General features: G+C 65.0%; 18 protein-coding genes. 9 read left to right on the top strand and 9 right to left on the bottom strand.

Going from position 1 to position 18,862, the window contains the following annotated elements:
• The first annotated feature begins 265 nt into the window (after positions 1 to 265).
• From ACZLZQ_RS09200 to ACZLZQ_RS09210, 3 genes are all read left to right on the top strand, one after another.
• Positions 266 to 1,084 (top strand): enoyl-CoA hydratase, encoded by an 819-nt coding sequence (locus tag ACZLZQ_RS09200; protein ID WP_472949075.1) that lies wholly within the window; start codon positions 266 to 268, stop codon positions 1,082 to 1,084.
• A gap of 86 nt (positions 1,085 to 1,170) precedes the next feature.
• Positions 1,171 to 1,560 (top strand): CoA-binding protein, encoded by a 390-nt coding sequence (locus ACZLZQ_RS09205; RefSeq protein WP_472949232.1) that lies wholly within the window; start codon positions 1,171 to 1,173, stop codon positions 1,558 to 1,560.
• A 209-nt stretch (positions 1,561 to 1,769) separates the two neighbouring features.
• Complete coding sequence (locus ACZLZQ_RS09210; protein ID WP_472949076.1) at positions 1,770 to 3,050, top strand: O-acetylhomoserine aminocarboxypropyltransferase; 1,281 nt, start codon at positions 1,770 to 1,772, stop codon at positions 3,048 to 3,050.
• A 13-nt stretch (positions 3,051 to 3,063) separates the two neighbouring features.
• On the opposite strand, the gene ACZLZQ_RS09215 is transcribed toward ACZLZQ_RS09210, so the two are convergent.
• On the bottom strand, positions 3,064 to 3,198 hold the full coding sequence (locus ACZLZQ_RS09215) for a hypothetical protein (RefSeq protein WP_472949077.1): 135 nt from the start codon (positions 3,196 to 3,198) through the stop codon (positions 3,064 to 3,066).
• Positions 3,199 to 3,285: 87 nt separating this feature from the next.
• Here ACZLZQ_RS09215 and ACZLZQ_RS09220 point away from each other — a divergent pair, with 87 nt between their 5' ends.
• The gene (locus ACZLZQ_RS09220) at positions 3,286 to 3,627 is read left to right on the top strand and encodes a cupin domain-containing protein (RefSeq protein ID WP_472931668.1); all 342 of its coding nucleotides are present in this window, start codon (positions 3,286 to 3,288) and stop codon (positions 3,625 to 3,627) included.
• A gap of 96 nt (positions 3,628 to 3,723) precedes the next feature.
• Here ACZLZQ_RS09220 and ACZLZQ_RS09225 read toward each other — a convergent pair whose 3' ends face one another.
• Entirely contained in the window at positions 3,724 to 4,746 is a 1,023-nt protein-coding gene (locus ACZLZQ_RS09225; protein ID WP_472949078.1) for an SOUL family heme-binding protein, read from the bottom strand.
• A gap of 420 nt (positions 4,747 to 5,166) precedes the next feature.
• On the opposite strand from ACZLZQ_RS09225, the gene ACZLZQ_RS09230 reads away from it, so the two are divergent.
• Together ACZLZQ_RS09230 and ACZLZQ_RS09235 are read left to right on the top strand one after the other, a co-directional pair.
• Positions 5,167 to 5,652 (top strand): SRPBCC family protein, encoded by a 486-nt coding sequence (locus ACZLZQ_RS09230; RefSeq protein ID WP_472949079.1) that lies wholly within the window; start codon positions 5,167 to 5,169, stop codon positions 5,650 to 5,652.
• 396 nt (positions 5,653 to 6,048) lie between these two features.
• Positions 6,049 to 7,653 carry a putative bifunctional diguanylate cyclase/phosphodiesterase gene (locus ACZLZQ_RS09235; RefSeq protein ID WP_472949080.1) on the top strand — a complete coding sequence of 535 codons (1,605 nt, stop codon included), beginning with the start codon at positions 6,049 to 6,051 and terminating at the stop codon, positions 7,651 to 7,653.
• A 98-nt stretch (positions 7,654 to 7,751) separates the two neighbouring features.
• Here the strand turns inward: ACZLZQ_RS09235 and ACZLZQ_RS09240 are convergent, their stop codons facing one another.
• The 7 genes from ACZLZQ_RS09240 to ACZLZQ_RS09270 form a co-directional block, all read right to left on the bottom strand.
• A complete protein-coding gene (locus ACZLZQ_RS09240; protein WP_472931673.1) occupies positions 7,752 to 8,099 on the bottom strand; it encodes a hypothetical protein in 348 nt (115 codons plus the stop codon).
• 165 nt (positions 8,100 to 8,264) lie between these two features.
• On the bottom strand, positions 8,265 to 9,161 hold the full coding sequence (locus ACZLZQ_RS09245; protein ID WP_472931674.1) for an SMP-30/gluconolactonase/LRE family protein: 897 nt from the start codon (positions 9,159 to 9,161) through the stop codon (positions 8,265 to 8,267).
• Positions 9,158 to 9,799 (bottom strand): 2-dehydro-3-deoxy-6-phosphogalactonate aldolase, encoded by a 642-nt coding sequence (locus ACZLZQ_RS09250; protein ID WP_472949081.1) that lies wholly within the window; start codon positions 9,797 to 9,799, stop codon positions 9,158 to 9,160. The genes ACZLZQ_RS09245 and ACZLZQ_RS09250 overlap by 4 nt, the downstream gene beginning before the upstream one ends.
• A gap of 2 nt (positions 9,800 to 9,801) precedes the next feature.
• Positions 9,802 to 10,734 (bottom strand): 2-dehydro-3-deoxygalactonokinase, encoded by a 933-nt coding sequence (locus ACZLZQ_RS09255; protein ID WP_472949082.1) that lies wholly within the window; start codon positions 10,732 to 10,734, stop codon positions 9,802 to 9,804.
• A gap of 82 nt (positions 10,735 to 10,816) precedes the next feature.
• On the bottom strand, positions 10,817 to 12,619 hold the full coding sequence (locus tag ACZLZQ_RS09260; RefSeq protein WP_472949083.1) for an IlvD/Edd family dehydratase: 1,803 nt from the start codon (positions 12,617 to 12,619) through the stop codon (positions 10,817 to 10,819).
• A 101-nt stretch (positions 12,620 to 12,720) separates the two neighbouring features.
• The gene (locus ACZLZQ_RS09265; protein ID WP_472949084.1) at positions 12,721 to 13,650 is read right to left on the bottom strand and encodes a Gfo/Idh/MocA family protein; all 930 of its coding nucleotides are present in this window, start codon (positions 13,648 to 13,650) and stop codon (positions 12,721 to 12,723) included.
• Positions 13,651 to 13,653: 3 nt separating this feature from the next.
• A complete protein-coding gene (locus ACZLZQ_RS09270; RefSeq protein ID WP_472949085.1) occupies positions 13,654 to 14,469 on the bottom strand; it encodes a FadR/GntR family transcriptional regulator in 816 nt (271 codons plus the stop codon).
• Between the two features lie 295 nt (positions 14,470 to 14,764).
• Here ACZLZQ_RS09270 and chvE point away from each other — a divergent pair, with 295 nt between their 5' ends.
• From chvE to mmsB, 3 genes are all read left to right on the top strand, one after another.
• Complete coding sequence (gene chvE / locus ACZLZQ_RS09275; RefSeq protein WP_472931682.1) at positions 14,765 to 15,844, top strand: multiple monosaccharide ABC transporter substrate-binding protein; 1,080 nt, start codon at positions 14,765 to 14,767, stop codon at positions 15,842 to 15,844.
• Positions 15,845 to 15,967: 123 nt separating this feature from the next.
• Entirely contained in the window at positions 15,968 to 17,515 is a 1,548-nt protein-coding gene (gene mmsA, locus ACZLZQ_RS09280) for a multiple monosaccharide ABC transporter ATP-binding protein (protein ID WP_472949086.1), read from the top strand.
• Complete coding sequence (mmsB, locus tag ACZLZQ_RS09285) at positions 17,512 to 18,714, top strand: multiple monosaccharide ABC transporter permease (RefSeq protein WP_472949087.1); 1,203 nt, start codon at positions 17,512 to 17,514, stop codon at positions 18,712 to 18,714. The genes mmsA and mmsB overlap by 4 nt, the downstream gene beginning before the upstream one ends.
• Positions 18,715 to 18,862: the final 148 nt, after the last annotated feature.

The raw sequence follows: 18,862 nt of genomic DNA on the forward strand, positions 1-18,862 counted from the left end.
CGAAAAGCGCGGCCCGGGGGCCGCTCTCTGTGACCGGTGTAACGACAGGGGGCACTTTGGTCAAGATGGCTAAATGCGGCCCGAGACAAGCATAAGCCAGCAAAATCAATAATTTGATATGTGAGGTACTATAGTACCCTAAACAATTGTGGCGCCTGGCGACGGGATTTGCCGACTGGCTCCCCCGAGCGGGAGTGGGGCAGTGCCATTGGCGGGCGGGATCGTCTAGAACGATCCGACGACACCAGCATGCGAGACCGCCGATATGGCTGATATCCTGTCCCATCCGAAGACGGCGACGCCAGCCGTCGCGATTGCCCGGCCGCCGGGCATTCACCGCATCGTCCTGTCGAACCCGCCGGCCAATGCGCTGTCGATGGCCACGATGGCGGCGCTGATCGAGGCGCTGTCGGCCGCAGCCGAGGACCCGGCTTGCCGGGTCGTGGTGATCGCCGCCACCGGTTCGGTGTTCTCCGCCGGCCACGACCTCAAGGAGTTGACTGCCCACCGAGTGGATGCGGATGGCGGGGAGGCGTTCTTCGCCGCGGCGATGGCGCGCTGCGCCGAGCTGATGCAGGCGATCGTGCACCATCCCCGGCCCGTCATCGCGGAGGTCGCAGGGCTCGCAACCGCCGCCGGCTGCCAGCTCGTCGCCAGTTGCGACCTCGCCATCGCTTCGGAAGAAGCGGCGTTCTGCACGCCGGGCGTCAACATCGGCCTGTTCTGCTCGACGCCCGCCGTCGCGCTGTCGCGCAACATGGCGCCGAAGCACGCGATGGAGATGCTGCTGACTGGCGAAACCATCGACGCCCGCTCCGCGCGCGATTTTGGACTGGTCAACCGCGTCGTGCCGCCGGAATACCTCTCCACTATCGTGCAGAAATACGCCAACACCATCGCCTCGAAATCGCCTGTGGCTGTATCGCTAGGCAAGGCAGCATTCCACCGCCAGGCGGAGCTGCCGTTGGCGGAAGCCTATGCTCATGCCGCCGGTGTCATGGTCGAGAACCTTCTGGCCCGCGATGCCGGCGAGGGCATCGGCGCCTTCCTGGAGAAGCGCCTGCCGGTCTGGACGGGCGAATGACCGGGCCATTGCATGACGGCGGATCCTCGGGTGATCCGGCCAGCCTTGCCAGCGTCACCGCTGGCCTCGTCAGCGACCGGGCCGGCATCGCGGCTCTTCTCGCGGGCGTGAAGGTGATCGCCCTCGTCGGGGCCAGTCCGAACGAGGCGCGGCCTTCGTACGGGGTGATGAGTTTTCTCCTGTCCCACGGCTACCGCGTGATCCCCGTCAATCCGGGGCAGGCGGGCAAGACGCTTCTCGGCGAGACCTGCCACACGACCCTTGCCGACATCCCCGAGCCGATCGACATGATCGACATCTTTCGGGCGAGCGAGGCGGTGCCGGGCATTGTCGACGAGGCCCTCGCGCTCGTGCCGCGACCGCGGGTGATCTGGACCCAGCTCGGCGTGCGTCACGACGCGGCGGCGGCGAAAGCGGTGGCTGCAGGAATGGCGGTGGTCATGGACCACTGCCCGAAGATCGAGCTGCTTCGCTAGCTGCCTGCAGAGATTTGTTGGCATCGTCCGCCGCAAAAGGTCTCGACGAAAGCACCGCGCCGTCGCCCGACCGCCCGCGACACCGTTGGCGGCGACCGGTTTTCCTGAGGACGAACCGGCGGACGGGCTTCCCCGATGCCGGCAGATTGGGCTTTGTCCCTTGGCGTGCCGGAGTCACACTGGCGGTCGCGAAAACCAGGGAGGATTTCATGAGCTCGACACCCGGCTTCGATACGCTGGCCGTGCATGCCGGCGCCCAGCCCGATCCCGCCACCGGCGCGCGCGCCACGCCGATCTACCAGACCACGTCCTTCGTGTTCGACGATGTCGACCATGCCGCCGCGCTGTTCGGCCTGCAGCAGTTCGGCAATATCTATACCCGGATCATGAACCCGACGCAGGCGGTGCTCGAGGAGCGGGTGGCCGCGCTTGAGGGCGGCACGGCGGCGCTCGCCGTCGCTTCCGGCCATGCCGCGCAGCTTCTGGTGTTTCATGCGCTGATGCGGCCCGGCGATGCCTTCGTCGCCTCGCGCCGGCTCTATGGCGGGTCGATCAACCAGTTCGCTCATTCGTTCAAGGCCTTCGACTGGCACGTCGCCTGGGCCGACCCGTCGGACATCTCGACCTTCGAGGCGGCGATCACCGACCGGACGCAGGCGATCTTCATCGAATCGATCGCCAATCCGGGCGGCGTCGTCGTCGACATTGCGGGGATCGCCGAGATCGCGCACCGGCACGGCCTGCCGCTGATCGTCGACAACACGCTGGCCAGTCCCTACCTCTGCCGGCCGCTGGAGCACGGCGCCGACATTGTCGTCCACTCGCTAACGAAATTCATGGGCGGTCACGGCAATTCGATGGGCGGCGCGATCGTCGATGGCGGTACCTTCGACTGGTCCGCCAGCGACCGCTATCCCGTGCTGTCGACACCGCGGCCGGAATATAACGGCCTCGTCCTGCACGAGAGCTTTGGCAATTTTGCCTTCGCCATCGCCTGCCGGGTGCTGGGCCTGCGCGATCTCGGGCCCTCGATCTCGCCGTTCAACGCCTTCATGATCCTCACGGGCATCGAAACCTTGCCGCTCCGCATGCAGCGCCATTGCGACAACGCACTGGCAGTGGCGGAGTATCTGTCGGGCCACGACAAGGTCGGCTGGGTTTCCTATGCCGGCTTGGCTTCCGACCCCGGTCACGCCCTGATGCAGACCTATTGCCCGAAAGGCGCGGGCGCGGTGCTGACCTTCGGGCTGAAGGGCGGGTATGCGGCAGGCGTCGCGTTCGTGGAGTCGCTGGAGCTGTTCTCGCACCTTGCCAATATCGGCGACACGCGCTCGCTGGTGATCCATCCAGCGTCGACCACGCACAAGCAGCTCAGCGACGAGCAGAAAGTGACTGCCGGGGCCGGTCCGGACGTCGTGCGGCTGTCGGTCGGGATCGAGAGCATCGAGGACATCATCGCCGACCTCGCGCAGGCGCTGGCGCGGACTTGACGCTCGCGACGTCCTATCCGTTTGCCGGCAGGCGGCGCAAACGCCGCCAGGCCGACATCAGGCGCTCGGCATAAATGCCGACAACGCTGGCAACGACGATGTTGGCAGCGAAGAAGGCGAGGAAGGAAAGCACTGCCTGACCCGTCATGGCGATTTTCCCGCTTGGGAGAAGGCCTTTCTTCTAGCCACTGAGCCTTGCTTGCGGCTGACGCTGCGGGAGATGTGAGGAGTTTTGATGAAACTTATGATGTTCGACCAGACCAGCGTCGCCGCGGTCTCCGATGCGCCCCCCGCCGAAAGGGTTCTCAGCGGTGAACCGCGGACCCGAACCTGGAACCTCGAGGACGACGGCGCCGGCCTCTACGCCGGGATCTGGGAAGCCACGCCCGGCGAGTGGGCGGTCGAATACACCGAGTGGGAGTTCTGCCACATCATCTCGGGTCATTCGGTGCTGACACCGGAGAAGGGGCCTGCACAGATGGTCCGAGCCGGCGACAGCTTCGTCATCCCGCGCGGTTTCAAGGGAACCTGGACGGTAATCGAGACGACGGTTAAGCACTACGTGATCAAGGAGTAGGCGGCGGCGCCGTCTTACTCATCTTTGCCGACTTCACCCCGACAGCAGAACGCCCGCCCTTGAGGGGCGGGCGTTCTCTTTAAAAAACTAGCTGGCTTAGCGCTCGACTTCGATAAGGATCTCGTTGCGCTTCAGGAAGCCCGGGGTCCACGGCGGGTTGTAGAAGGCATATTCCGGATCGCCCTTCTGCGTCAGGTTCTCGTCCGCAATGTAGTTGTAGAGCAGCATCAGCTTCTTTGACGCGAGCGTCGCCGAGAAGTTGCCGTTGAAACGAATGGCGACGACGCGCTTGGACGGCACTTCCTTCAGCTTGACGTCGTCCGATGCCGGGGCCGGCAAGGTCGCGACCGTGTGCTTCTTCGGCATGACGAAGCGAATGGCCCAGCCCTTGGTCTGGCCCTCGTTCTCGGACAACTGCTGGAGGACCGGCGAGGTCATTGGAATTTTCTTGCCGTTGCGGTTGTAGGCAAAGATGTAATCCGCCAGCGTCTCGAAACCGATCCGGCGCGCCTTCTCGTGATAGCCACTCTTGATCGTCTCGGCGACAACCATGCCGTCATAGTCGCGAACCTCGATGTCGCCATCGTTGCGGACGGTATCGTAGTCCGGCTCTTCGGTATGATCGGCCACCTTCTTGGTGACGAAATATGCCGCACCTGCCAGTGCGAGGACGCCGCCGCCGATCAGGACGGTCGACAGGCCCGGGCGCTGCCGCAGGAAATCAAGGCCCTGCTGCGCCTGCATGCCGCGGCGAAAGCTCTGCGACCGCGGCAGGCGCGGATCAGGAAGGCTGCGCGAGAGGCTGGAGAGGCGTGATGTCGGGATCCGGCTGGCGATGCCCGACAGCGCACCGCCGACTTCCGGCAGGCGGTCGCGGACGGATCGGTAGGAGCTGCGCGCATCGTCGGCGCTCGGCACCGACCAGTTGGTCAGGAAGTCCGGCAGGTAGCGGGAAGACGAATGACCCGGCAGGTTGCGCTGGATCGAGCGGCGGAAACGCTCGGCGGTCGACGGGGTGAAGCGGTCGACGACCTGCTGCTCCAGTTCGACGATCTTGTCGCCAATATCGCCGATCGCGTCATGGATACGGTCGTAGGCGCTGGACTTGTCGCGGAACATAGGCATCTCCTGGAAAACACGGCGAACGTTCGGTGGTGCGCCGCAAATAAATGAGCCCGGCCTCCGGCCCGGCATGGTGCGCTCATAACGCCGAGCCCGCGGCGATGGTTGCGCGTCCTTGCCGTGTCGGCGGCCTGACCGAGAGGGCGCGAGGGCCAAATCGAGCAAGTTTTCAACGGTTCTCTGTGCAGTGCAACCTTTCCCGGCCGAGAAGCTTATAGCGGCATCAGTTTCTTCATGGACTGATACTCCAGACAAGACTTCAGGGCGGCCTTCGAGCCGCCCATTTTTTTGTCCGTTCTTTCCGCGCCGTTCCGATGCCATCGGCGCCTTGTGGGAAGCGCATCGTTGCAGCCTTTCGAAAGTCCTTGCCCATGCTACTGATGGCATGGGCACCGCAGGTTTTACGTGGAGGAAGACATGCGAAAGACGGGTTGGATTGTCCTTGCGGTTGGGCTGGCGGCGTCGTCGCCAGCGTGGGCCATCAGCATCGACAAGGATATCGATACCGACGTTCCCGCCGCCAAGGTCTGGGCGACCGTCGGCGACTTCTGCGGGATCGGCAGCTGGCACCCGGCAGTCGAGAAATGCGTTGAGAGCCAGAAGAACGGCGTCGCCGTTCGCACGCTGACCCTGGCCGGTGGCGGCGGCACTCTCGTCGAGGAACTCGTGAGCCGCGACGACAAAAAGATGACCTACACCTACAAGATCGTCGACGGGCCGCTGCCGGTCGCCAATTACCAGTCGACGCTGACGGTCGAAGCCGATGCTGACGGCGAGGAGACCGAGGTCAGCTGGACCGGCACCTTCGACGCCAAGGGCGCCAGCGATGCCGAGGCCGAAAAGATGATCACCGGCATTTACGAGTCCGGTTTGAAGGCGCTGGTCGAGAAGGCGGCGAAGTAGCCCGCGCCGATCGGCGAAAATGCGTTCGCTACCCCGGCATCAATGGTGAAGCCGGGGTAGCATGACTGACAGAAAGCTGCCGCAGCCAGCAGAGGCATACATTGATGTGTCGGTCACACGCATCGTTGTTTCCTCTAGACAGCATAAGAGATGTAATACTTTCGTCTATAGACATCTAAAATTTGCAGCATCGTCTGTATACAGCCGACTAAGCGATCAGTCGCCTTTTTGACGCAAGTCTTAAGTGATCTGTAAGATCACCTGAGTAACCTGATTTGGCTTCCGGAAGTGCGCGGTTGGCTGTCGGGAAGCGTCCCGTTACCCGACATCACCACGGCCTGACAGCATCCTTTCAATCCGTACTGCCCTTGGCAGGAACTTAGGATCGGGTCGGCCATGCGGTTCTCCAGCGCCAGCGAAGCCATCCGCGAGCGGAAGTTCGAGCTGGCCTACGCCATGGGCGGTGTGGCGCTCGGGGTCCTGTTTTCGGTGACGAGCCTTGCCGTCGACATGCAGGTGCGGAGCTGGCGGGGCATGGATGGCAGCCTTGAGGCGACGTTCGCATCAAGCCTGATGCACAGTCTGGCTCTGATCTCGCCGCTGATCATCGGCCGCATCTTCTACTCCATCGGCAAGCACTACCGCCGGGTGCGCGAGCAGATGCGCCAGCTGACGCAGACCGAACAGTGGATGCGCGCGCAGGCTCACCGCGACGCCGTGACCGGCCTGTTCAACCGCGCCCATCTGACCCGCACGCTGGAGGAGGGGCTTGCGACCCGGACCTGGGAGGACCGGGGCGCGCTCCTCTACATGCTCGACCTCGACGATTTCAAGCACATCAACGACACCTTCGGCCATCGGGCCGGCGACATGGTGCTGGAGGAGGTCGGGCGGCGCCTGATCGCGGTGTCCGGACCGGACGATATCGCCGTTCGCCTCGGGGGCGACGAATTTATCCTGGTGCACTTCCCCTCGGATGACGAGGCCGAGCCCGGTCTTTTCGCCGAGACGCTGCTGGCTGCCGTGACGCGCGAAATGGCGGTGGAGGACACCAGGATTCAGCCGAACACCTCGATCGGGATCGCCCGCGTCGGTGGCGACGGCAGCACCTGGTCGGAGGTGATGCGCTCGGCTGACGTCGCGCTCTACCAAGCCAAGCTCAGCCCGCAATCCTGCTACTGCATCTTCCTGCCGGAGATGAAGGCGCGCAAGGATGACGAGACCATGCTGGAGGCCGAAATGCGCGCCGGCATCGACCGTGGGGAGTTCGAACTTCACTATCAGCCGATCTACGGCACCAAGAGCGAGGTCATCCGCTCTTTCGAAGCGCTCGTGCGCTGGAACCATCCGGTGCGCGGCTTCATGTCGCCGATCGATTTCATCCCACTGGCAGAGAGCTCGGGCCTCATCGTTCGTCTCGGGCGGCATATCCTCAAGGAGGCCTGCAAGACCGCCGCAAACTGGCCGAAGCCGATCGGCATCGGCGTGAACCTGTCGCCGGTCCAGTTCAAGGATGCCAACCTCGTCGACCATGTCGAGGCGGCGCTGGCCGAAAGCGGCCTCGCGCCAGGGCGGCTTGATCTCGAGATCACCGAATCGCTGTTGCTGGAGTCCTCGCACCGTGTCCGCACCGCGATGGACCGCCTGCGGGCCCTTGGCGTGCGCATCACCATGGACGATTTCGGGACCGGCTTCTCGGGCCTCTCCAACCTCCGCCATTTCCGGTTCGACCGGCTGAAGATCGACCGTTCCTTCACGCGGGACGTCGCCGACAGTTCGGAGGATGCGGAGATCGTTCGCACCATCGTGCGCCTGTCGCAGGCGCTGAAGATGGAGACCATTCTGGAAGGCGTGGAGACGGTCAGCCAGCGCGATTTCGCGCGGGAGGAAGGGCTGACCGAGGTTCAGGGCTTCTATTACGCCCGGCCGATGACCTCGGGCGATGTCGATAAGCTGCTGGCAGCGCCCTCCGACCCGCTGCAGGACGTCTGCGCGGCCTGAACGTCGCTTATTCGGCTCTTTCCCCAGACGAAAAAAAAGGGACGCCGCGAACGGAGCCCCTTCTGGATGTTGCGAGCCGGCCTTGCGCCGTATGAGGCTTAGTCAAGCGAGGCGCGCACCATCACGGCTTCGGCTTCGCCGACGGTGAGCACGTCACCATCGCGGCTGATCTCGATTTCACGCGGCGCCTTGCCGGCTTCCGACGGGATCGACACGGTAACGGCCTGGCCATCGGCCAAGGTCGCGACGAAGCGAACCGGTGCGGCGCCTTCGGCAGCGCTCATGGTCGCCACAACACGGAAGCCACCAGCTTCCTGCGTGTAATAGACGACGCCGGTGGCGTCCTCGAGAACGACGCTCTTGGCGGTCATCGGCTTCACGTCAGCAGCCTGTGCGGCGCCGGCGGTCAGGATCGCGGCAAGCGCGAGGAGGGTGGTCTTGGTCATCTCTACGTCCTTCAAGAAGAATTAATCATCCTCCGACGCGAGATATAATCGGCTTCGCTGCACTGCACAATACGACTAGCCATGCGTTTGCGGCATGTCTGCATTGTCCAGTCAGATCAGCAGTTTGTCCGATAAGTTTTACTGTTGCAGTGCAGTAAGTAATGCTTAGTCCAGAAGAACTCTTGGCTCATGCCGGCCCTTCATCGGAAAATCCAGCAAGAAGGTCTTTCCCGCCGCCGGCTCGGCTGCGATCTCCGCCTCGCTCATGCCTTCCCGGGCAGAGGTCACCAGCATGCGATCCGCCTTCGCCCCGACGAAGAGCGGGCAGGTCGGCCGGCTGGCGGGCAGCGCGATGGTGCGCAGCCGCTCCCCCGCCGGGCTGTAGGCATCGAGGCAAGCGCTGCCCCAGCGTGCATTCCAGATCACCCCCTCGGCGTCGATCACCGCGCCGTCGAGCCCGCCCTCCTGGCCACGATGGTCATAAAGCGGCACCGCCTCGCCGATCGGCTCGCCGGTCGTCGGCTCCGTCGGCACGCGCATCAGGAGACCGACCGCAGTATCGGTGAAATAGGCCGTTGTGCCGTCGGCGGTGAAGCAGATGGCATTGGGAATGCTGATGCCGGCGTAGAGCTTCGTCACTTCGCCGCGGTAGAAGCGGTAGATCGAGCCAGCGCCCTTCTCGGCGTTGAGGCCCATCGTGCCGATCCACAGAGCCCCGGAGGGATGCACGCGGCCGTCGTTCGACCGGGTCCGCTGATTGTCGTCCTCGAGCCGGGTGTGCCGCGCCATCGCGCCGCTGGCGATATCGCGGACGTAGAGCCCGTCCTCGGTCGCCACCAATTGCCGTTTGTCGTCGATGAAGGCGAGCTGGCTACCCTTGAAGGGCAGGGGATGCAATACCGTCTCGCCGGTGGCGAAGCGATGCTCCAGCATCGTCTTCTCCAGGATGTCGAACCACCAGGCGGTGTCGCTGGCGACGTCGTAGGTCGGCCCTTCGCCGAGATGGCAGGAATGATCCGACAGGATCGCCGTCGCGACGCTCTCGCCTTTGACGCCGCTCACGCTGCGAACGCTTCGTCATAGGCAGCGATCGCCGCCTTGCCGCGGGCCACTACCTCGGCGGCGGGCATGCCGACTTTGTAGAGGCTGGAACCGAGCCCGAAGGTCCGTACGCCGATCTTGCCGAAAGCCGCGAAGTCCGCATCCGACACGCCCCCGACGACGCCGATCGGAACGGTCTTCGGCAGCACGGCCATCATCGCCTGAATGCCGCCAATGCCGATCGCGCCAGCTGGGAAGAATTTCAGCGCCGACGCGCCGGCATCGATCGCGGCGAAAGCCTCCGTCGGGGTGAACACGCCCGGCATCGTCACCATGCCATACCCGGCAGCCTGGCGGATTACCGCCGGGTTGACGTTCGGGCTGACGAGGATGCGCCCGCCGGCGTCGTTCAGCCGGTCGACCGCTTCGGGCGTCAGCACTGTGCCGCCGCCGATGAGGACACCGGCCGGCGCCATCTTGGCGGCGATTTCGATCGAGCGGAACGGTTCGGGCGAGTTCAGCGGGATCTCGATGGCCTCGAAACCGATCTCGATGAGGCCGCCGACGGTCGCCTCGACCTCCTCGGGCTTCAGGCCGCGCAGGATGGCGACGAGGGCGCGCTTCAGCGGCGGCCAGGCGACGTGCGGGATCTCGGTCATGGTCAGTCCTTGAAGGTGCCGAAGCAATGGCGGGCGGCGGCGATGAGACCCTTGCGGACGGCGCTGTCCGCATCGGCTTCCGTGGTGGTGAAGCCGGCGACGGCCAGCGCCGCGAGGTAGAGATCGCGCAGCGGTCCGGAGGCGGCGAGCGTCACCGTGGTCCGGCCGGGATAGAGCGCCTTAGCGCCGGCAAGTTCCAGGCCGATGACGAGGCCCGAGAGCCGCGAGCGTGCCTCGGCCGGCGTCGCCGTGCCGAACAGGCCACTCGCCCGCAGCGAGAACAGGCGGTTAAGAATCGCCGCCGGGGTCTCGAGGCTGGCGGCGACGCCCGAGGCAAACGCCTCCCGCTCGGCGATCACGTCAGCGGCGGGGTCGATGCTGTGGCGCAGGATCGAGTGCTCGCAGAGGAGAGCGAACATCTCGCCGGTCATGAAAGTGGAGAAGCCCGAGATCCGGCCACTGCCGGCCTCGACCCATTTCGAATGCGTGCCGGGCAGGCACAGGAGGCCCTCGAGCCCGAGGCCCATCACCTGCGTCTCCTCGCCGCGGATCACGTCGTCGGCAAGGCCGGCCGACCGCGCGCGCTGCGCGACGCCTGGCAGGATTCGCACGTCGCGAGCGATGCCGGGCACCCGGATGGCGCCGCGGGTGATGGCGGCAAGGTCGGCCGGCGCGTCGACATAGGGCGCCTCGATCCAGCCCTGGCGCGCGCCTGCCATGCCGCAGACGATGACCGGCAGGTCCGCCGGCGCCTCCAGCGCGGCAAGATGCGCTTCCAGGATCGGCGCGAAACCCGCGCCCGCTGCGGCGGCCTGCATGCCCTCGCGGCTGCGGCGTTCGCCGAGAACGCCGCCGTTGACATCGAGCAGCCAGAGGCGGAACCCGGAGGTTCCCCAGTCGACGGCGGCGCAGAAGGCGGTGTCGGGTATGGTCATCAGGCGTCTCGTTGTTTCAGGCGTTTGTGCGTGAAAAGGGGCGCCTCAAGCGCCCCTTGCCTTGTCGATGCCGGTGCCCGGCTCAGTGGTTGTCGCGCGGCAGGCCCTTCAGCTGGGCGATCCGCTGGTAGGCGATCGCCGGCTCCAGCACGGCGCCGGTCGACATCTGGCCGACGATGGCGCGCTGGATCTCCTGCCACGGTGTCTGGTGGGCTGGGTACTGGTAGCCGCCCTCCGCCGCGAGCGTGGTGCGGCGTTCGGCCAGCTCCTCGTCCGAGATCAGGATGTCGGCGGTGCCGCGGCCGATGTCGATGCGCACCCGGTCGCCGGTCCGGATCAGCGCAAGGCCGCCACCGGCTGCCGCTTCCGGCGAGGCGTTGAGGATCGAGGGCGAGCCCGAGGTGCCGGACTGGCGGCCGTCGCCGATGCAGGCGAGCGAGGAGATGCCGCGCTTGATGAGGTAGTCGGGCGCCCGCATGTTCACGACCTCGGCCGCGCCGGGATAACCGATCGGGCCGGCGCCGCGCATGAAGAGGACGCAGTGCTCGTCGATCGCCAGCTCGGGATCGTCGATGCGGTGGTGGTAGTCCTCCGGTCCGTCGAACACGATCGCGCGGCCCTCGAAGGCGTCGGGGTCGGCGGCGTTGGCGAGGTAGCGCTCGCGGAACTCCGGCGAAATCACTGACAGCTTCATGATGGCGCTATCGAACAGGTTGCCGCGCAGCACGCGGAAGCCGGCATGGGTCTTGATCGGGTTGTCGAAGGTCTTGATGACGTTCGCGTCCTCGATCCGCGCGCCGCGGCAGTTGTCGCCGATGCTCTTGCCGTTGACGGTTGGCGCGTCCTCGTGGATCAGGCCCTGCAGCATCAGCTGGTTGACCACGGCCGGCACGCCGCCGGCGTGGTAGTAGTCCTCGCCGAGATATTCGCCGGCAGGCTGCAGGTTCACGAGCAGCGGGATCTCCTCGCCATAGGTCTGCCAGTCGTCGATCGACAGCTCGACGCCGACGTGGCGGGCCAGCGCGTTGAGGTGGATCGGCGCGTTGGTCGACCCGCCGATCGCCGAGTTGACGCGGATGGCGTTCTCGAAGGCTTCGCGGGTCAGGATGTCGGAGGGCTTCAGGTCCTCGTGCACCATGTCGACGATGCGCTTGCCGGTGAGGTAGCTCATCTCCTGGCGGTCACGGTAGGGCGCGGGGATGGCCGCCGAGCCCGGCAGCTGCATGCCGAGCGCCTCGGCGAGCGAGTTCATCGTCGTCGCCGTGCCCATGGTGTTGCAATAGCCGGTCGACGGGGCCGAGGACGCCACGAGCTTGATGAAGCCTTGATAGTCGATCTCGCCCTTGGCCATCAGTTCGCGGGCCTTCCAGACGATTGTGCCCGAGCCGGTGCGCTCGCCGCGGAACCAGCCGTTCAGCATTGGGCCGACGGAGAGCGCGATCGCCGGAATGTTGACGGTCGCCGCCGCCATCAGGCAGGCGGGCGTGGTCTTGTCGCAGCCGATGGTGAGGACGACGCCGTCGAGCGGGTAGCCGTAGAGCACCTCAACGAGCGCGAGATAGGCAAGGTTCCGGTCGAGGCCGGCGGTCGGACGCTTGCCCGTCTCCTGGATCGGATGCACCGGAAACTCCAGCGGAATACCGCCGGCCTCGCGGATGCCGTCGCGCACGCGCTTGGCGAGCTCGAGATGGTGCCGGTTGCAGGGGCTGAGGTCGGAGCCGGTCTGCGCGATGCCGATGATCGGCATGCCCGACTGAAGCTCCTCAAGGCTGAGGCCGAAGTTGAGGTAGCGCTCGAGATAGAGCGCGGTCATGTCCGGATTGCTCGGATTGTCGAACCAGGCGCGTGAGCGAAGCTTGGTCTGGGTCTCGTTGTTCTTCAGCATTTCGGGTCAACTTCTTGGCTGGATCTGAAAATCGGGCTTGGCTTCAGGTGGTCCGTCAGCGGATGTTTCCGGGCTGAAGGAAGAGGCGATGATGATCGTGGCTAGTCGAAGGCGTCGACGAGGGTGCGGCGGCCGAGCATGAAGGCATCGGCAACATGGCGGAGCGGCGAGACGTCGACGTCGGAGCGTCCCGCCCGGATGAGCTCGACAAAGCGGGCGTAGATGCCGTCATATTCGGCTTCCGGCGGCATCGTTACAACCTTGCCGTCCACCCGCATCTCGCTGCCGCCCTTCGACAGCATCAGGACGCCCTTGTCGGTCTCGACGGTGATGTCCCAGGTCTGCGGGCCGGTCTGGCGCCAGTCGAACTCGGCGGTGATCGGGGTGCCCAGCCGGTCGGAGAAGGCGAGGTTGGCCGCGATCGGCTGCGCGCGGTTGGCCGGAAACTCCAGCGTCGAGGCCGTCAGGAAGAACGGCTCGGGCAGGATGCGGGTGACGATCGACAATGCGTTGATGCCGGGATCGAAGACGCCGAGGCCGCCGGGCTCCCAGATCCAGTCCTGGCCGGGGTGCCAGTGGCGCACGTCCTCCTTCCACTCGACCTTGACCGAGCGGATCGCCGCCTCGGCGAGGAAAGCGCGCGCCGGCTCAACGGCCGGGGCAAAGCGCGAGTGCCAGGTGGCGAAGAGCGTCAGGCCCTTGGCGTTTGCGAGTTCCACCAGCGGCTCGATCTCGGCGAGCGTCGCGCCCGGCGGCTTTTCGAGGAGCACGTGCTTGCCGGCGGCGAGGGCCGCCAACGCATAGGCCTGCCGCACGTGCGGCGGTGTGCACAGCGAGACCGCTTTAATCTCGGGCGAGCCGGCGAGCATTGCCTCTACCGTCTCGTAGTTGGCGACGCCATCGACGGCGGCGTTGCGGCTGGCAGCTGCGACGAGCGCGATGCCTCGCGTCCGGCCGAGCGAGGGGATGTGCTGGTCACGGGCGATCTTGCCGACGCCGGCTAGTCCGAGCGGGATGGTGTCTGCGGTCATTTCCTACTGCACCTGATGGTTCTTGGAAGGGAGGGACGCGGCATCGGCCGCGTCCGGGTCCGGACAGTCGTCGTCCGGCTGGCTGTAGAGGGATGCGACCACGTCCTGGGCGGCACTTTCAATCAGCCGCCGCATAAACAGGCCGGCAGCCTCGCCGTCGCCCCGGCGGATCGCATCGTAGACGCGGGCATGCTGGCGCACCGTCTCCTCCTGCGGGTTCTGCCGCCAGGAGAGCGAGAAGGAGATCGACAGGCTCCGCTCGATCATCGTCCCGAGCGATCGCAGGATCGGGTTGCCGGTGGCCTCGAGGATGATGCGGTGGAAGGCGAGGTCCGCGGCGATGAGCTCGGGCGAGCCGCGCGGGTTGTCGGCCATCGCCTGCAGCGCCTCAGCGAGCCGGGCCGACTGCTCCTCGGTGATGCGGCTGGCCGCAAGCCGCGCGGCTTCAGGCTCGTTGATCAGGCGCATCTCGTAGAGCGCCTCGACGAAGGGACGGCGGTTGCCGTCCATCAAGTGCCAGCGCATTACCTCGGCGTCGAGCATGTTCCAGTCGTTCGAATCACGCACCCTTGTGCCGACCTTCGGGCCGACGGTGACGAGACCCTTTGAGGCGATGTGGCGGATGGCTTCGCGTACCACGGTGCGCGAGACGCTGTAGGTCTGCTGGATTTCAGCTTCTGTGGGCAGCACGGTTCCTGCGACCAGTGCGCCGGAGGTGATCTTGCAGCCGAGATCGACGGCGAGCGTCATCGTACGATTGACCTTCTCGCCCTTGATGCGCCCCTCCGGGCGCGCCCGCTGCTGCAAGATGTCGTTCATTCCACCCCATCCGTCCCGCAATCATCCTATCATTGGCGTCTAAATAAGCAACGCTGCGTCCAGATGTTTACCAGGTCGGGGATTGATATGATGAATGGTGCCGATCCCCTTGACAGTCCGATCAAAGGAAATCAAGCTTTGAGCGTCATACGAACTGCCCATCTCGCTCAGGGGCAGTGAGCGGCCCGGGAGAAGACGGCCGCGGTGACGAGGAGGAGCGGCTGAATTCGCGATGCGGTAGCCGGCGGTCGAAACCAGATTTCGAGCGCGGGGCGATTGCGTCAATAACCGTTTGATGAGGGAGAGTCGTGTGAAAACTTTGAAATTGCTTCTGGCTGGCGCCGTGTTCGGCCTGGCCGCTTTGTCGGGTGCCGCCTACGCGCAGGACAAGGGAACGGTCGGCGTGTCGATGCCGACGAAGTCGTCCGCGCGCTGGATCGCCGACGGCGACAACATGGTGAAGTCGCTGGAAGCCAAGGGCTATACCGCCGATCTTCAGTACGCCGAAGACGACATCCCGACCCAGCTGTCGCAGATCGAGAACATGGTCACCAAGGGGGCCAAGGTCCTCGTCATCGCCTCGATCGACGGCACCACGCTCACCGACGTGCTGCAGCAGGCCGCCGATGCCGGCATCAAGGTCATCGCCTATGACCGCCTGATCAAGAACTCGCCGAACGTCGACTACTACGCGACCTTCGACAACTTCCAGGTCGGCGTCCTGCAGGCCTCGACCATCGAGAAGGCGCTCGGCCTGAAGGATGGCAAGGGCCCGTTCAACATCGAGCTCTTCGGCGGTTCGCCGGACGACAACAACGCGTTCTTCTTCTACGATGGCGCGATGAGCGTGCTGCAGCCCTACATCGACTCCAAGAAGCTCGTCGTCCAGTCCGGCCAGACCGGCATGGACAAGGTCGGCACGCTGCGTTGGGATCCGGCGACCGCACAGGCGCGCATGGACAACATCCTGTCCGCCAACTACGCCGACAAGAAGCTCGACGCCGTCCTGTCGCCGTATGACGGCATCTCGATCGGCATCATCTCGTCGCTGAAGGGCGTTGGCTACGGCGCTGCCGACATGCCGATGCCGGTCGTCTCCGGCCAGGACGCCGAAGTCCAGTCCGCCAAGTCGATCATGGCCGGCGAGCAGACCTCGACGATCTTCAAGGACACCCGCGAGCTCGCCAAGGTCACCGTCGACATGGTCGACGCGATGGCTGCCGGCACCGAGGTGAAGGTCAACGACACCACGACCTACAACAACGGCGTCAAGGTGGTTCCGTCCTACCTCCTGAAGCCGGTCGCGGTCGACAAGACCAACCTCGAGGAAACCCTCGTCGGCAGCGGTTACTACACCGCCGACCAGCTGAAGTAAGAAGAACCGCTTGTGATCGAGGCTCGGGTGGCTCACGCTTCCCGGGCCTTTCTGCTTGTAGCTTGAACCCGGCCTTTCCCACCGGCGCAACTTGCCCCGGTCCCGGACGTGGCGGAGGACACGATGACTCCCATTCTGGAAATGCGCGGTATCACCAAGACGTTTCCGGGCGTTCGCGCGCTCGACAACGTCAATCTCTCGGTGCGCGCCGGCGAGATCCACGCCATCTGCGGCGAAAACGGCGCGGGCAAGTCGACGTTGATGAAGGTGCTCTCGGGCGTCTATCCCAGCGGCACCTACGAAGGCGAGATCCGCTACGAGGACGAGAAGCGCGAGTTTCGCGACATCGCGGACTCCGAAAAGCTCGGCATCATCATCATTCACCAGGAGCTGGCCCTCGTGCCGCTGCTGTCGATCACCGAGAACATGTTCCTCGGCAACGAGGTGGCGCGCTACGGCATCATCGACTGGGACGCCGCCCATGCGCGGACCCGCGAGCTCCTCGCCAAGGTCGGGCTGAAGGAAAACCCGACGACGCTGATCAAGGATCTTGGCGTCGGCAAGCAGCAGCTGGTCGAGATCGCCAAGGCACTCGCCAAGGACGTCAAACTGCTGATCCTCGACGAGCCGACCGCCAGCCTCAACGAGAGCGACAGCCAGGCTCTCCTCGACCTCCTGCTGGAGTTCAAGGGGCAAGGCATGTCAGCGATCATCATCTCGCACAAGCTGAACGAGATCTCCCGCGTCGCCGACCAGATCACCGTTCTGCGCGACGGGTCGACCGTGTCGACGCTCGACTGCAAGAAAGAGCAGATCTCCGAAGACCGCATCATCCGCGACATGGTCGGCCGCAACCTCGACGACCGCTACCCGCCGCGGACGCCGAAGATCGGCGAGATGCTGTTCGAGGTCAGCAACTGGAACGCCTTCCACCACCTCAGCGCCCAGCGCCAAGTGCTGAAGGGCATCTCCATCAACGTCCGCAAGGGCGAGGTCGTCGGCATTGCCGGGCTCATGGGGGCAGGGCGCACCGAGCTCGCCATGTCGGTCTTCGGCAAGGCCTATGGCCGCAACATCTCGGGCGAGGTCAAGATGCACGGCAAGACCGTTGACGTCTCGACCATCGGCAAAGCGATCGATGCCGGCATCGCCTACGTCACCGAGGACCGCAAGCAGTACGGCCTGGTGCTCGAGGACGACATCAAGCAGAACATTTCGATGGCGAATCTCTCCGGCATCTCAAATGCCGGCGTCATCGACAACCACAAGGAGCGCGAAGTGGCGGAGGGCTATCGCAAGAAGCTCAACATCCGCTCCTCCGGAATCCTGCAGAAGACGCTGAACCTCTCCGGCGGCAACCAGCAGAAGGTTGTCCTGTCGAAGTGGCTGTTCTCGGGTCCCGAGCTGCTGATCCTCGACGAGCCGACCCGCGGCATCGACGTCGGCGCCAAGTTCGAGATCTATTCCATCATCAACCAGCTGGCCGACGAGGGCAAAGGCGTCCTTGTCATCTCCTCGGAAATGCCGGAGCTTCTCGGCATCTGCGACCGCATCTACGTCATGAACGAAGGCCGCATCTGCGCCGAAATGCCGGCCGCCGAGGCGAGCCAGGAAAGCATCATGCGGGCGATCATCCGTTCCGGCCAACCAGTCCAGGATAAAACGCAATGAGCATCAAGACGGCCGACGAGCCGACCTCCGCCGGCAAGGGCTTCGACCTCGGCTTCTTTAAGGCGCACATCCGCGAATACGGCATGCTGCTCGCCCTGGTGGTGATCATGGCGTTCTTCCAGGTGATGACCGGCGGCGTCCTGATGAAGCCGCTGAACCTCACCAACCTGGTGCTGCAGAACAGCTACGTCATCATCATGGCGATCGGCATGCTGCTGATCATCATCACCGGCCATATCGACCTTTCCGTCGGCTCGGTCGCGGGCTTCATCGGCGGCCTCGGCGCCGTCCTGATGGTCAAGCAAGGAATGGACGGCTTCTCGGCCTCGCTGATCTGCCTCGCCGTCGGCGCCCTCATCGGCGGCGCGCAAGGCTATCTCGTCGCCTACTTCAAGGTGCCGTCCTTCATCGTGACGCTCGCCGGCATGCTGGTCTTCCGCGGCCTGACGCTGAAGGTGCTGGGCTCGGCCTCGGTCGGCCCGTTCCCGGAGGCCTTCCAGCTGCTCTCCAAGGGCTTCATCCCGGACCTTCTCGCCGGCACGCCCGGCGTCCACATGACGACGCTGCTGCTCGGCGCTGCCGCCGCCGCGCTGCTGCTCTTCCTCAGCGCCCGCCGCCGGCAGAAGCAGACGCGCCTTGGCCAGGTGGACGAGCCGTTCGCGCTCTTCCTCGGCCGCAACATCTTCATCACCGCGGCGATCATGCTGATCACTTGGCTGCTCGCCTCCTACCGCGGCTTCCCGAACGTCCTGATCGTCATGGCGCTCTTGATCGCGGTCTATGGCTTCGTCACCACCCGCACCACGGTCGGCCGCCGCATCTATGCGGTCGGCGGCAATGAGAAGGCGGCGAAGCTCTCGGGCATCAAGACCGACCGGCTGACCTTCTTCACCTTCGTCAACATGGGCGTCCTCGCCGCGCTCGCGGGCCTGATCTTCGCCGCCCGCTTGAACTCGGCGACGCCGAAGGCCGGCGTCGGCTTCGAGCTCGACGTCATCGCCGCCTGCTTCATCGGCGGCGCTTCCGCCTATGGCGGCGTCGGCAAGGTGATCGGCGCGGTGGTCGGCGCCTTCATCATCGGCGTGATGAACAACGGCATGTCGATCCTCGGCATCGGCATCGACGACCAGCAGGTGATCAAGGGCCTCGTCCTGCTCGCCGCCGTCTGCTTCGACGTCTACAACCGCAACAAGGCTTGAACCGCCGAAACTGACCGGGCGGCCCTAGGGCTAGCCGATCACCGAAAGGGCCCGGACCTCGAGACGAGGTGCCGGGCCTTTTCCTTGCCCGAGGGGAGTATTTTGCCGGACTGGGGGGATGGGAAGACGCAGCGGTACTTTGTCACCT

This window comes from Mesocryomonas lacus, assembly GCF_055730105.2.